The sequence below is a fragment of the Pseudomonas sp. Nvir genome (genome assembly GCF_963778085.1).
Lineage (GTDB): Bacteria > Pseudomonadota > Gammaproteobacteria > Pseudomonadales > Pseudomonadaceae > Aquipseudomonas > Aquipseudomonas juntendi.
The window spans coordinates 4,276,452-4,289,327 of sequence record NZ_OY970405.1 but is presented as its reverse complement, the minus strand read 5'-3'; the positions used below and the strand labels follow the sequence as shown (position 1 = coordinate 4,289,327).

The window sequence follows — 12,876 nt, the reverse complement described above, 5'->3', positions numbered from 1 at the left end:
GGGCACATCCTGCAGACGTCTAGCATCGACCATCTAAGGAATCTCCGAACAAGCCTTCAGTTATGCGAGAATCCCCGCAACACCTGATCCGAGCCGCCCATGAGCCAGATGAGCTTTTCCGACTTTGAGTACGCCGGCAAGCGCAAGCAAACCCGCCGAGAGCGCTTCCTCGCCGAAATGGATCAGGTGGTGCCCTGGGCAGGCCTGCTGGAGCTGATCGAACCGTTCTACCCCAAGGCCGGCGGCGGTAGAAAACCCTATCCTCTGGAAACCATGCTGCGCATCCATCTGTTGCAGAACTGGTTCTCCCTGAGCGACCCGGCCATGGAAGAAGCGCTCTACGAAATCACGCCCATGCGCCAGTTCGCACTCCTGACGCTGAGCGCGCCAATCCCCGAAGACACCACGATCATGAACTTCCGGCACTTGCTGGAGAAGCATCAGCTCGCACCGGCAATCCTTGCGGTCATCAATGGTTATCTGCAGGAAAAAGGCCTGTCGCTGCGCCAAGGCACCATCGTCGATGCCACCATTATTCATGCCCCCAGCTCGACCAAAAATAAAGAAGGCAAGCGTGATCCCGAGATGCACCAGACCAAGAAAGGCGGTCAGTATTTCTTCGGGATGAAGGCGCACATCGGTGCCGATGTCGAGTCCGGCCTGGTGCATCACGTCCATGGCACCGCTGCCAATGTGGCCGATGTCACGCAGGTGGCTGAACTGCTGCATGGCGAAGAAAACGCCGTGTATGCAGATGCCGGTTACACCGGTGTCGAAAGGCGCGAAGAGCATGAAAATCGGGGGGTGATCTGGCAGATTGCAGCGCGTCGCAGCACCTATTCCAAGCTGAACCAGCGCAGCGTACTGTACAAAGCCAAGCGCAAGATCGAGTTCTGCAAGGCTCAGACACGGGCCAAGGTCGAGCATCCGTTTCGCGTGATCAAGCGGCAGTTTGGTTACGTGAAAGTACGTTTTCGTGGGCTGATGAAAAACACGGCTCAGTTGACCACGCTGTTCGCCCTGGCAAACCTGTGGAGGGTTCGAAAACAGCTCATGGGTATGGGTGAGGTTCGCGTTTAACACGGAGAACCGGTCGAAAAAGCTCTCCGTACATGATTTTTCGGTCACTTTTCGTCCAATAACGCTGTAGGTGCCTGGAAAATTGCAACTTGCCGCGGCTGCACGACAAGTTGATCGGAGCATCCCTAAAGAAGGTAGGGCGATACTGGGTGATCACTACAGCAGAGGGGCGCTTTGTGCTGACGTCTTTCAAGCGGGAGTTGGGAAGGGCGAGCTTGCGAGCACTTATTGCGGGGATGATTGCAACCGCATAGCCAGACGCTTCCGTGCGCTGGATGAACGATGCTGCGATCAAGCGTCCGAGAGCAATGATCGGCGCCGGTGAATGCTGCTCAAGATTGTGTAGTCCCGGATTCGGTCGTGGGAGAGGTGTCCAGCATCTACAAGTCCTCGAATGTAGCCTTCGGCTTTTCCACGCGCCTCACGTAGATCACTCACGGATTTGCTGTGGTGAATGTCATCAACAATCAGCTGCCAGCGCTGGCTCTGCCGGATACCGATAGGGTCGGCGGAGAAGACGGGAGCTTTCAGAAGAGTTTCGTAGTAGCCAGAAACGAGTGGGTTGCTCAAGCAGGGCGCTCCTGAGGTTAAACATGATTTGAGGTTATCATGCGCACACTCAATCGCCTGTTGCTGGCCGGCTTATACAGTGACCCTTCTTCTCTCAGCCAAGCTTGCGAGATAGTGGTTGCCAACACATGAGGTTCTACATGGTCAGACGCAGGACACCGCTTTCCTCATCAAAAATCGTCGACGCACCTTTAGCTGCGATGCCCAGCAGCGTGAAACAGGCAATGCAAATCGATTTTGGTCGGGAGATCACAGCTTTTCTCTCATCAGTCGAGTACGGCACTGGTGAGCTTTTTCTGGAAGGCATCGTTTTCCGTGACCGTGAGAACAGGTTCGATGATGGTGATCCAATTCGAACCTCGATCATCATGAGCTCTGAAGAAATTCAAGGCTATGTGGTGGTGCAGACGCTAAGTAGTCGCTATGTGGTCTGCGATTGGGCAAGTCATGGTGCTCGAGAGAATTCCTCGATTCAGCATTGATACGACTTGGTCGTCTTGGCAGAAAACACGAGTCGACCGGCGCGGCCATTGAAGTTGAAACAAGATCGGCGACTGACCATTCGTTGCCGGGCATATAACCATGTGCCTCCTAGAAGTATGGGCGCGACAGCTTTTAGTGCCACCGGTCTGACCCAAGCTTTACCTCGCTGAACGTATCGGCTCACCGATTCGCCTGATCAGAGTAGGGCGGATTTCTACCGCCCCTGACTTTGGGAGTTCAGCATGAAAGCCATCGTGTACAACGGCCCTCGTGATGTCGCGGTCAAGGATGTACCGGACGCGAAAATTGAGAAACCCACAGACGTACTGGTGCGGATCACCACAACCAATATATGCGGCTCAGACCTGCACATGTACGAAGGCCGCACGTCTTTCGAGACAGGTCGAGTTTTTGGACATGAAAACCTCGGCGAAGTGATTGAGGTGGGCGCCGGAGTCGACCGGGTCAAAATTGGTGATCGCGTCTGCCTGCCGTTCAACATCGGCTGCGGGTTCTGTGAGAACTGCGAAAAAGGGCTCAAGGGATTCTGTCTGACAGCCAACCCCGGTTCTGCCGGCGCCGCTTACGGCTTTGCCGAGATGGGGCCCTACCAAGGCGGTCAGGCGGAACTGCTCCGCGTTCCGTATGCAGATTTCAATTGCCTCGTGCTGCCTGAGGACGCTCAGGAACGAGAAGATGACTACGTCATGCTCTCAGATATTTTCCCCACCGGTTGGCATGCTACGGAACTGGCCGGCTTGCAGCCAGGCGAGAGCATTGCAATCTATGGTGCAGGGCCTGTCGGGCTAATGGCGGCGCATTCAGCGATCATCAAAGGTGCCTCACAGGTGTTCGTGATCGACAATCAGCCGGATCGCCTACAGCTTGCCGCGCAGATTGGGGCAACGCCTATCAATGCAGTCGAGCAGAAGGCTGTGGAATAGATATTGAACCTGACCCATGGCAAAGGCACCGACCGGGGATGCGAGTGCGTCGGCTATCAGTGCTGCGATAAACATGGCCATGAAGCGAACTACCTCACCATGAACAACCTGGTCGCTTCTACCAAGGCTACCGGTGGCATTGGCGTTGTGGGCGTGTTCGTGCCTGAAGACCCTGGTGCGAAGAACGACCTGGCGAAAGAGGGCAAGATGGCCTTCGATTTCGGTGCGTTCTGGTTCAAGGGCCAGCAGATCCGCACAGGTCAGGCGAACGTGAAGGCCTACAATCGTCGTCTTGCAGAGCTCATCCATCATGGGCGTGCCAAGCCTTCCCAGATTATCTCTCATCGTCTGAAGCTTGCTGAGGGCCCAGAAGCCTACAAGCATTTCGATGCTAGGGATGATGGTTGGACGAAGGTGGTGCTCAAGCCAGCGGCATGATCCGCTCACCCATGCTTCCAGGGAGGGAAGCATGGTGGGTGGTTAAGCAGTACCAACTTGCTGCCGGGAATCACTCGATGTCAGTTCAGCCAATCTCCCTCAGCCGCATACCTCGAGTTGTGTGTTCTTTCTCCAACCGCGCAAATTCATGGCGCAGAGGCAGAACTGCAGGATGATCAGGGCCCAAGCCTCTGCTTGCCAGCCCCAGACGGCCCACAAGACATTGCTCGCGATGAAGCAGCAGAAGCCCACCTTTCTTCTGCCCGGACGGCGGGAGCCGATGCACCATGCTGCCAGCACGGTCATCACCATGGCTGGCCATTCCAGTAATCCGATCCAATGCTCCATGAAACCTTTCCCAACTCGTTGTTCGATGTTTGAATGTGGAGACCTGCCAGCCATGTGAGTGCTGGCAGGGACTGGCCTATCAGGCGGCCCGCTGCTCGCCCTTGAGCATCTTTTTCTGCATTTCCATGGTTTGCCCAAGCTCCTCGAGGGTGTCCTTGCTGAGTAGCTTCTTCGCCGTGGGGAAGAGCTCGCCTTCTTCTTCCTCGATGTGATGCTCCAACAACTCTTTCATGACCTTTACCCGCCCGGCGAATTCGACGGTGCCGGTTTCGGTATGCAGGAGGTCGGGTAGGACGAGGGAGTCAACAGTCCGGTGTTCTTCCTTGGCCTCGTAGTACATCTTCGCTTCTTCCTTGCCACCCGCTTCCTTGATGGCCGGATAGAGAATTTCTTCTTCGAGCGCGGTGTGAATCTGCAGCTCCTGCTCGATCCTGTGGAGTAGATCGGCCCGTTTTTTCACTGCTCGCTCGGTGTTGGTCGACAGCTCTTCAAGCAGTTTCTTCACCAGCTTGTGGTCTTGAATCAGCAAGTCGATAGCGTTCATGGCGTTACCTCATCACGGATTGAGAGAATGAAGAACTTGCCTGTGGTTGAGTCGTTGCCAATCGGGAGGGTTCAACACTCAGGATGGTTGGCATCACCGATCAGGGCGACAACCACCGATGGCTAGTGCTGCCCGAAGCGCAGCCAAGTGGGTCAGACCCTGCGGTAGGTTGCCAAGGTACTGTCCACTCTCCGGGTCGATCATCTCCGAGTAGATGCCCACCCCCCGCGACAGCTCTTTCAGTGACTTGGAAAAGGCAGCCTCGGCTCGCTCTTCCTGGCCAAGGATTGCCCAGGATTCGATCAACCAGAACGTGCAGGCTAGGAAGCAACCTTCCTCCTCCTGAGCGTTGCTGTAGCGATAGTGGAAAGCGCCGGCGCCCAGCTCATTTTGAACAGCCTCCAGCGTGCTGCGGAGCCGTTCCACGCTGGGGTAACCAAATCGGACGGCGAGCGCTACCGAAGCATCCAAGCGGTCACTTTCGGGGTAGAACAGGTAGGCCTGGTGTGTCTCGCTCCAACAGTTGGCCTCAATCCACTCTTTGATCCGTTGCCTCTCGCGATCCCAGCGTTCCCGGCATGTAGTGGGAAGGTGACCGCCATCGGCCAATTCGATGGCCCGGCTCAAGGCTTGCCAGCAGCTGATTTTGGACATCGTGTAATGCTGTTTTTCCGGCAACTCCCAGATGCCAGCGTCTTCCTGCCTCCAGCAGTCGGCGCACTGGTCGGCAAGTTTGGACAGGATTGTGGCGCTCGGCGAGTCGAGAATGTTGCCGCTGTCGATGAAGCAACGGGCGGTTTCGAAAATGTCGCCGAACACGCCATGCTGCAGCTGGTCGCGGGCGTCGTTGCCAACCACTGGAGGCGAGTTTTTATAACCAGGGAGATCAACCTGGCGCACGCAATCACCAATGGCCCCATCAAGGGTATAAAACACCCGTGGCCCATGTTCATCTAACCGGCGCAGTAGCCAGGTAAATGCAGCCTTGGCTTCCGGCTGTGCGCCGATGCCCAGAAACGCTTCGATGGTGTAGCCAGCATCGCGTATCCAGGCGAAGCGGTAATCGTAGTTTTTGCTGCCGCCAATCCGCTCGGGAAGGGATGAGGTCGCTGCCGCCATAATCGAACCACTTGGAGAGGAAAGCAGCAGTTTGAGAGCCAGCGCATTTCGGATGACCTGGGCCTGATACGGGCCGTCGTAGACCAGACCCTTCGACCATTGGCACCACTCCCGGTGCGAGCCGTCGATGCGTTCATCGATCAAGGCTAATGGCGGTACCACCAGCGGCTCATCTCGACCTGCAATGATCGCGACCACTGAGCGCTGCCCAGCGGCAACGGTAAGGGATGCACGCACGCCCATGTCGTTCTTGCGTTCGATGTGTACTTGGTCGTCGTGCAGGAACATGCCAAGTATGCGGCCAGCATGAAAGACGCAGGCATTGTCGTTCGGCGCTACGTAGGGGCTGACCGTATCAGCCTGGGTTCCGAAATCGACGGCGATCTGAAAATCCACTTGTCCCTCGACGCCCTCGATACGCCTGGCCAACTCGGCCCACGGCAACCGGCCAGCAGGGCCGCTGTTCAGAGATTCTGTGAGTCGAGCGCGACCATCACCGGTGATGAACGTCGTTTCGAGAACGTTGCTGTCAGGAAGATAACGGCGCTCGGCAACGAATGATTCGCTGGGGGTGATGGAGAAGCAGCCGCCTGTTTGCGGGGCCAGCAGTTTGTCGAACAGGGGTGGGGAGTCCATGTGGGGTACGCACCACCAGTCGATGGAACCGTCCAGACCAATCAGTGCCACAGAGCGCCCATCGCCGAGCGCACCATACTGCTCCAGGGGCAACCATCCACCCTCATCTCTCTGAGGCGCACCCTGTTGAGCTTCTACTGGTTCTCTTTCCATCGGTATGCCTTCGAGATCACGTGTTCTGATTCCGACATGGCTATCTGGCGTCTGGTTCGTCTTATGTGAGCGCTGCGCAAACAGAGGGAATTTAGGATTGGTATGTATATCTCATGTAAAGCGAGACACAAGGGAGCTTCGTGACCTCGCATTTACCCTGCAGGGAACAAGAACAAAGGGGGTTTACATGAGCTGTCTGATTTGCGCCGGGCAAGCTGAGTCCGTCGAATGCATCGGTGGTTGGGAAGAGCGACGCTGTTCTCAATGCGGCTGTTACCGAATGTCCCAAGCGCTCATTCTGCTGATGATGGAAGAGGGTCAGATTTTTGATACCGAGCGGATGCGGGCCTGGCTAGTATCTCGGCGCGAACTGATGCCCGTACCTACCATAGACCATAGCCAGGCGATATTGGCACTCTGAACGGCCTGGGCTCTGCGAGGAGTAGCGCCGAGCCTTACTCGACAGGAATGATCGAAATCTTTCCATTTCGTTCGACGATAGCGAACTTGACCTGCTCAATATTTTCGATGCCTTGGCTGTCCCGCGCTGACTCAAGAATATCGTCCTCCGTGAGGCGAGCCCGACGCATGCGGTGATGCAGAAAGCGCCCATTCTCAACGACCAGGGTGGCGTGCCCATCCAGTAACCTGGCCAAGGGCTTGGAGTTCAGCTTCGCGAGTGAAAGGCCGACGTCCAAAACGATCAGCGTGGCAATCACCAGCATGGCATTGGTGAATGAAAAATCGTCACCCAGAAGCGCCTGCTGTGTGGCCTCCCCGATGATCAGCAGCAAGACGAAGTCAAAGGTTGTCAGGTCGGCCAGTGAGCGCCGCCCGGCTACGCGAAACAGCAGCATAAGGGCGACGTACATCCCGGCTGCGCGGAGGATCGAATCCATGACGCACTCCTAGGGGTAAAGAAATGTGGAGAAGTGAACGGCGCTTTCAGGGCCAGCCCTGACGCTGCCCTCTAGAGTGCCCACGTGCTCACTTCGAAGGGTTAGGTACAAGGTGGCGACCCCATCTTGCTTAGTACCCAATTGGAACAGCATGGCCTGGCCATGCGACATCGACCGTTGCGGCTCCGGTTGTAAAGTCTCGATACTGGCGTCACGGAGCAACGATCCCTCGAGTTGTACCTCCACCGGCTGACCAGGGATACCCTGAACGGTGATGAAAAGGTTGTCTGTCGTGCCGCTTCGGCTGAGGCGCTGATACTCAACCCGTACCCGTCCATCCTGGCTCACCACCTCCGCATCGCTCAATGGGCCATTACCGAACAGGCCTGCCAAGGCAAGCAATACGATGGCCACGAGCACGTACCACCCTAAGCGCTCGAAGCGCCAGACACGCTGCTGCATCGGCATGTCTTCTTGAACAGGATGACGCCTGGATAGCAGTTCATCTTCCGACATGATCACAACCCTCAGGCGCGCTCACCGCGTAACCAGCGCTGGTGGTAGTGGGAAAGCCGGGTCAACCCGAACAGGGCACCTTGGCGCATGACCTCAGACCGCTCGCCGAAGAAGCGTTGAGTGCGCGTGAAAACGGCAATTGGCTCGCCGGCGAAGGCCCACGCAAAGCACATCGTCCCCGGTGGTATCCCGGACTCAGGCGCCGGCCCGGCTACCCCGGTGGTGGCGATCACCACATTCGCATCGCTGTCTCTCAAGGCGCCCAAGGCCATTTCCCAGGCTACTGCTTCGCTGGTCAGGCCGTATCGTTCGATGGTTTCGGCGTTGACCCCCAGCAGTCGCTTCTTGGCGCTGGGTGAGTAGACGACATAGCCGCTTTCCAGCACCTCTCCGGTACCCGGTACCGCCGCCAGCAAAGCCACAAGGCAGCCTGCAGTGCACGATTCTGCTGTGCTCAAAATCAGTTTGTTGTTTTTGAGATTGCCGAGGGCGGCCAGTACAGGGTCGTTTTCCATTTCAGAGTAGACTCGCTTGTTTTGCGGTGGACGCGATGCTGGGGTATTTAGTTCATCGCATCTAATGTTCGGCTATCTCGAGGAGTGAACCTGACCTGAACTTTGCCTCATACACTGGCTTCTTTTATTCAAAGGCAAAGGTAGGAGAGCAAGATGAAGAAAGAGAGCGGTAGGCAACAGGTTGGAGCGCAGACGAGGCCGCATGGGGAAGAGGAGCGAGACAACGATGCCCATCGTCCGGACGGATCAACGGGTACAGCTCATGACTCGACAGCGCAAAAAACGGCCCGTGATCACGATCAGCACAAACGCTGAAACTGCAACGCAAAAAGAGGGAGAGGCTCGCCAGCACGGCGAGCCTTTTGTTGCTAAAGGATCGGTTTACCGCCAGTCACTGCGTAACGTGAGCCACTGATGTAACTGGCCTCGTCGGAGCCCAGCAGCACGTAGATCGGCGCGACTTCGACCGGCTGCCCCGGGCGCCCCATCGGGTAGCTAGAGCCAAAGTTCTTGACGGCCTCATCCGGCATGGTTGCCGGAATCAAAGGCGTCCAGATAGGCCCTGGCGCAACGCTGTTGACCCGAATACCTTTCTTGCCTAGCAACTGAGCCAGGCCAGCGGTGAAGTTGGCAATGGCTCCTTTGGTCGTGGCATAGGCCAGCAGGCTGGGGGATGGATCGTCGGAATTGACCGAGCTCGTATTGATGATCGAACTGCCCTTGGGCATGGAAGGCAGGGCCGCCTGGCAAATACGGAAGATGGCGGTGATGTTGGTATCGAAGGTCTTCACCCATTCATCATCGTCGATTTCCTCCAGGGTCTCGTGGGACATCTGGAACGCCGCGTTGTTGACCAGGATGTCGATACGCCCGAACTGGCTGACTGTCTTTTCGACGATGTCGTAGCAGTGTTGTTTCTGCGCTAGATCTCCGGGCAACAGCAGGCATTTACGGCCTGCAGACTCAACCCAGCGCGCGGTTTCTTGCGCGTCTTCATGCTCATTCAGATAAGCGATGGCGACGTCTGCACCTTCACGGGCATAGGCAATTGCTACTGCCCGCCCGATGCCGCTGTCAGCCCCGGTGATGAGGGCAATCTTGCCTTCGAGTCGATTGTGGCCGGTATACGACTGCTCACCACAATCCGGGTAGGGCTCCATCTTGCGCTGTGAGCCAGGGACATTTTGAGGCTGCGAAGGGAAGGGTGGGGTAGGGAAGTCGCGCATGGTAGAAGCTCCTGTTGTTGAGAACGTTCATACCGGTTCGAGAGGCCTGCCCTCCGCGTGTTGGTTTCAATCTGCGGTTGGTACGACGAGCGGTGCAGGACATCAATCCAATTGAATTCCCTGCCCCAGCGCCGGCTCTACCGAACTCAGCTCCAAGCTCATCTCGTCGCTCGGAGCCCAATTTGCGGAGCAGCGAGTGCCTCGAATCATTACCCCAACGACCCCTGAGCACGAAATCAGCGAGCACAATGCCAGGATGTTTGGCTCTCCCAAGGAGCGTCTGGATTTTTACCGGCGTGAGATCCAGTACGAAACCAGTATCCTGGCGAACCGCACGGATGCCTACCTGGCCGCGCAGTCATTCCTGGTCATCGCCTTCGTCTCCTCCATGGGCAACCTCAATCAAGGATGGGGCGAGATGTTCACCCTGATCGTGCCCGCGTTCCTCGCCTTGCTCGGGGTACTGAGCTCGCTCAACGCCTGGCCTGGCATCCGGGCGGCGTACAACATCATCTATCACTGGCAGCTCAAGCAGAGCCACCTGCTGCGCAGCGAGCCGTTGATGGGGTTGGCTTACGACGAGTCGCCGCTGTTCTGTGAGGCGGAAACCTCGCGTGCAGGGCATCGAAAGTCATTGCTGTTCTCACTACGGACGCCGTGGATCTTTCTGGTGTTCTGGGTGCTATTGGGTAGCTACTCGGTGTACATCCAGCTGGCGTGATCGCGTGAATCATGGAGGTTTAGTTTGAAGATTGAGGGATTACTGACCGAGCTCCTCAATGCCCGTGGGCCTGGCGGGCAGGAGGATGAGGTGCGGGCCATTTGCCTGCGGGAGCTTCGAAATTTCTGCGATGACACGCACATAGACCCTGCCGGTAATGTGGTAGGGGTGATTCGTGGAGGCCGCGCTTGCAATCCAGAGGCAGCCATACGCGTTATGGCCCACCTCGATGAGATCGCAATGATCGTCAAAAATGTGCTGGAGAACGGCACCCTGGAGGTGCTCGCTCTCGGTGGCGCACAACCGATAAGCTTCGGCGTCTGTCCCGTCGATATCCTAGGCGATGAACACATCCTGCCAGGGGTTTTGTCCTACGGCTCTATGCACAACAGCGGTCGGACTTCGAATGGAAGAGACGTGCTGGCAGGTAATGTTCAGTGGAAAGATGTCTACGTCGTCACGCGCAAGACCAGGTCAGAACTTCAGGAGCTGGGCGTTCGGCCTGGTACTCGAGTCGTGCTCAGTCAGCACTGGCGTAAGCCTTTCAAGGTACATGACTGTATTGCCGCTCACTTCCTGGACGACCGAGCTCCGCTGAGCGCTGTCATTCTCTGCGCGAAGCTGCTGAGTGAGCGGCGAGAAAAACTGAAGCAGGATGTCTGGTTCGTGCTTACGACGCTGGAGGAAGAGTCGAATGCCGGCGCCATGTATGCAGCTTCCCGGCTGCCCGGCGACACCACAATCGCCGTCGAGGTCGGCCCGGTACTTGAGGAGTATGGCACGGAGCTTTCGGCGAACCCGATCATCAATACCGGCGACCAGAAGGGATACTACAGCCGCAACGTGGTGCAGGGCCTGATCGCCGCTGGTAGAAAGGCAGGTTATGAGCCTCAGGCGGCGTTGCTCGTTGATTTTGCGTCGGATGCAAGCGCGGTATTGAGTGCGGGGATCGATGCCCGGGCCGGCTGCATTGCGATACCGACCGAGAATACCCATGGCTTCGAGATGGTGCTTCTGGAGGGGATTACGGCCTGCGCTGAGACCTTGTTCGTATTCCTTACAGGCAGTGAGGACAAATAACGCCGAGACCCCCAAATGCACAGAATGCCTTACCACCTGCCAGATCGATGGAATTATTTCTTTCCCGCTTTGCTCAATAGAGCATGACTAGGGAGGGAATTCTGGTGGTGGGACAGCAACTCTATGTTATTGAGTATGAGCTTCACAATGAGCCTCGAACATTCATTATCCGTCTGGAGAAAATCGACAAAGGCGTCGCCTGGCACTGGGCCAGTTGCGACGCCGGCGTGGGCATCATCCCGCGCTTCAGTCAGCAGAACATCAAACTGGTCAGTCGCCCGATGGCTGAGCGTTACGGCGTTGCCAAGGTGAAGTGGAGGCTGCGGGGGAGGGCCCCGCATTCGTTCCGCAACCTATCGATGTCGGCAAATTCTCAGGTGTAGTGGTCAACTAATCCCGGACACCGGATTAAGTTTTTCCTCGGCAATCGCCGGAGGTAACCCACCGTTGAACTGATGCGGTCGCTCCCAGTTGTAGCGCTGCATCAGAAACCTGCCGATGTCCTGCTGTGCCTGCGCAGCACTCATGTAGCCCACACTTGGCACCCACTCCGTTTTCAGGCTGCGGAACAAACGCTCCATAGGCGCATTGTCCAGGCAATTACCTCTGCGGCTCATGCTTTGCTTGAAGCGGTAACGCCACAACCGCTGACGAAAAGCTCGGCTGCCATACTGGCTGCCCTGATCACTGTGAAACAGTACATTCTGCGGCCGCCCGCGGTGCTCGTACGCCATGTCCAGCGCCTTGATGACCAATTCGCTGTCCGGTTTGGGTGAAAACGCCCAACCCACCATGCGACGTGCAAAAAGGTCGATAACTGCCGCCACATAGTGCCACTGGCCTTGAGCCCACACATACGTGATGTCGCCGCACCATACTTGATTCGGTGCCGTAACATCGAATGCGCGCTCCAGCACGTTCGGGATGTCAGGGCGCTCTACTGTGGCCTTCTTGTAGGCATGTGAACCCGGTTGCTTACTGATCAGCTTCATTTCGCGCATCAACTTGCGCACCTTGAAGCGGCCGATCTGAATGCCTTCTTGGCGCATCATGCACATGATGGTTCGACTACCTGCGGCACTACGGCTCTGTGTAAATAGCTCGTTAACCCGAACGCGCAGTGCCAGTCGCGCAACGTCCGGAGATCGCCGTTTATGGCAATGCGCGTAGTAACACGAGCGAGTGACTTCAAACACCGAGCAGAGTAATTCGACAGGCTCCTCGCGGCGGAGCTGATCAATCAACGCGAGCGCTCGTGTTCCTCGGCCATCAAGAGCGCGGTAGCCTTTTTTAAAATCGATTTCTCCCGTTCCAGCCGGTTGATCCGAGCTTCCAACTCTTGGATCTTCTGCTGCTCGGGGGTCAGCGCCTTGCTCGTTGGCGTAGCACCGCCACGTTCTGACTGGAGTTGATTCACCCAGCGGCGCAGCGCCGATTCAACCAAGTCGAGCGACCGGGCGGCTTCAGTAAGGCTATAGCCCTGGTCGAGCACCAGGCCGGCTGCCTCGCGCTTGAATTCGGGGGTGAAAGTACGTCGTTGTCTGCTCATCGAACACCTCTGTGTGGCGACCATTTTCGCCTAAAAAGGTGTCCGGGGTTAGTAG

The 12,876-nt window shown here is 56.9% G+C and carries 14 protein-coding genes and 1 pseudogene; 6 read left to right on the top strand and 9 right to left on the bottom strand.

The window, feature by feature from the left end; translation table 11 throughout:
- Nucleotides 1-99 precede the first annotated feature (99 nt).
- Complete coding sequence (locus AACG97_RS20650) at nucleotides 100-1,080, top strand: IS5-like element ISPa41 family transposase (protein ID WP_004576175.1); 981 nt, start codon at nucleotides 100-102, stop codon at nucleotides 1,078-1,080.
- 291 nt (nucleotides 1,081-1,371) lie between these two features.
- Here the strand turns inward: AACG97_RS20650 and AACG97_RS20645 are convergent, their stop codons facing one another.
- Nucleotides 1,372-1,650, bottom strand: a complete 279-nt coding sequence (locus AACG97_RS20645; protein ID WP_009684107.1) for a hypothetical protein — start codon at nucleotides 1,648-1,650, stop codon at nucleotides 1,372-1,374.
- Between the two features lie 140 nt (nucleotides 1,651-1,790).
- Between AACG97_RS20645 and AACG97_RS20640 the strand changes: the two genes are divergently transcribed.
- Nucleotides 1,791-2,132 carry a hypothetical protein gene (locus AACG97_RS20640; RefSeq protein ID WP_052960504.1) on the top strand — a complete coding sequence of 114 codons (342 nt, stop codon included), beginning with the start codon at nucleotides 1,791-1,793 and terminating at the stop codon, nucleotides 2,130-2,132.
- A 243-nt stretch (nucleotides 2,133-2,375) separates the two neighbouring features.
- Nucleotides 2,376-3,515: pseudogene (locus AACG97_RS20635) on the top strand (glutathione-independent formaldehyde dehydrogenase).
- A 99-nt stretch (nucleotides 3,516-3,614) separates the two neighbouring features.
- On the opposite strand, the gene AACG97_RS20630 reads toward AACG97_RS20635, so the two are convergent.
- The 7 genes from AACG97_RS20630 to AACG97_RS20600 form a co-directional block, all read right to left on the bottom strand.
- The gene (locus AACG97_RS20630) at nucleotides 3,615-3,863 is read right to left on the bottom strand and encodes a hypothetical protein (RefSeq protein WP_033690626.1); all 249 of its coding nucleotides are present in this window, start codon (nucleotides 3,861-3,863) and stop codon (nucleotides 3,615-3,617) included.
- A gap of 79 nt (nucleotides 3,864-3,942) precedes the next feature.
- Nucleotides 3,943-4,407, bottom strand: a complete 465-nt coding sequence (locus tag AACG97_RS20625; RefSeq protein WP_009684110.1) for a hemerythrin domain-containing protein — start codon at nucleotides 4,405-4,407, stop codon at nucleotides 3,943-3,945.
- Between the two features lie 93 nt (nucleotides 4,408-4,500).
- Complete coding sequence (locus AACG97_RS20620) at nucleotides 4,501-6,255, bottom strand: glycoside hydrolase family 15 protein (RefSeq protein WP_009684111.1); 1,755 nt, start codon at nucleotides 6,253-6,255, stop codon at nucleotides 4,501-4,503.
- Between the two features lie 515 nt (nucleotides 6,256-6,770).
- A complete protein-coding gene (locus AACG97_RS20615; RefSeq protein ID WP_225785998.1) occupies nucleotides 6,771-7,214 on the bottom strand; it encodes a DUF421 domain-containing protein in 444 nt (147 codons plus the stop codon).
- A gap of 9 nt (nucleotides 7,215-7,223) precedes the next feature.
- A complete protein-coding gene (locus tag AACG97_RS20610; RefSeq protein ID WP_033690632.1) occupies nucleotides 7,224-7,730 on the bottom strand; it encodes a hypothetical protein in 507 nt (168 codons plus the stop codon).
- Nucleotides 7,731-7,741: 11 nt separating this feature from the next.
- The gene (locus AACG97_RS20605) at nucleotides 7,742-8,245 is read right to left on the bottom strand and encodes a CinA family protein (protein ID WP_009684116.1); all 504 of its coding nucleotides are present in this window, start codon (nucleotides 8,243-8,245) and stop codon (nucleotides 7,742-7,744) included.
- Between the two features lie 368 nt (nucleotides 8,246-8,613).
- Nucleotides 8,614-9,471 (bottom strand): SDR family oxidoreductase, encoded by an 858-nt coding sequence (locus AACG97_RS20600; RefSeq protein WP_009684117.1) that lies wholly within the window; start codon nucleotides 9,469-9,471, stop codon nucleotides 8,614-8,616.
- 196 nt (nucleotides 9,472-9,667) lie between these two features.
- Here AACG97_RS20600 and AACG97_RS20595 point away from each other — a divergent pair, with 196 nt between their 5' ends.
- The 3 genes from AACG97_RS20595 (at nucleotide 9,668) to AACG97_RS20585 (ending at nucleotide 11,655) form a co-directional block, all read left to right on the top strand.
- Entirely contained in the window at nucleotides 9,668-10,192 is a 525-nt protein-coding gene (locus AACG97_RS20595) for a hypothetical protein (protein WP_009684118.1), read from the top strand.
- 24 nt (nucleotides 10,193-10,216) lie between these two features.
- A complete protein-coding gene (locus tag AACG97_RS20590; RefSeq protein WP_009684119.1) occupies nucleotides 10,217-11,272 on the top strand; it encodes a peptidase M42 in 1,056 nt (351 codons plus the stop codon).
- A gap of 107 nt (nucleotides 11,273-11,379) precedes the next feature.
- Complete coding sequence (locus AACG97_RS20585; RefSeq protein ID WP_318782747.1) at nucleotides 11,380-11,655, top strand: DUF6555 family protein; 276 nt, start codon at nucleotides 11,380-11,382, stop codon at nucleotides 11,653-11,655.
- Between the two features lie 3 nt (nucleotides 11,656-11,658).
- Here the strand turns inward: AACG97_RS20585 and AACG97_RS20580 are convergent.
- A protein-coding gene (locus AACG97_RS20580; protein WP_085982910.1) for an IS3 family transposase occupies nucleotides 11,659-12,821 on the bottom strand; the annotation gives its coding sequence in 2 pieces (ribosomal slippage) (nucleotides 11,659-12,566 and nucleotides 12,566-12,821; 1,164 coding nt in all).
- Nucleotides 12,822-12,876 lie beyond the last annotated feature (55 nt).

Excerpts from the sequence above, each read along its gene's own strand:
- AACG97_RS20640 (WP_052960504.1), top strand. The coding sequence starts at position 1,791 with ATGGTCAGACGCAGGACACCGCTTTCCTCATCAAAAATCGTCGACGCA.
- AACG97_RS20615 (WP_225785998.1), bottom strand. The coding sequence starts at position 7,214 with ATGGATTCGATCCTCCGCGCAGCCGGGATGTACGTCGCCCTTATGCTG.
- AACG97_RS20630 (WP_033690626.1), bottom strand. The coding sequence starts at position 3,863 with ATGGAGCATTGGATCGGATTACTGGAATGGCCAGCCATGGTGATGACC.
- AACG97_RS20650 (WP_004576175.1), top strand. The coding sequence starts at position 100 with ATGAGCCAGATGAGCTTTTCCGACTTTGAGTACGCCGGCAAGCGCAAG.
- AACG97_RS20600 (WP_009684117.1), bottom strand. The coding sequence starts at position 9,471 with ATGCGCGACTTCCCTACCCCACCCTTCCCTTCGCAGCCTCAAAATGTC.
- AACG97_RS20610 (WP_033690632.1), bottom strand. The coding sequence starts at position 7,730 with ATGTCGGAAGATGAACTGCTATCCAGGCGTCATCCTGTTCAAGAAGAC.
- AACG97_RS20605 (WP_009684116.1), bottom strand. The coding sequence starts at position 8,245 with ATGGAAAACGACCCTGTACTGGCCGCCCTCGGCAATCTCAAAAACAAC.
- AACG97_RS20625 (WP_009684110.1), bottom strand. The coding sequence starts at position 4,407 with ATGAACGCTATCGACTTGCTGATTCAAGACCACAAGCTGGTGAAGAAA.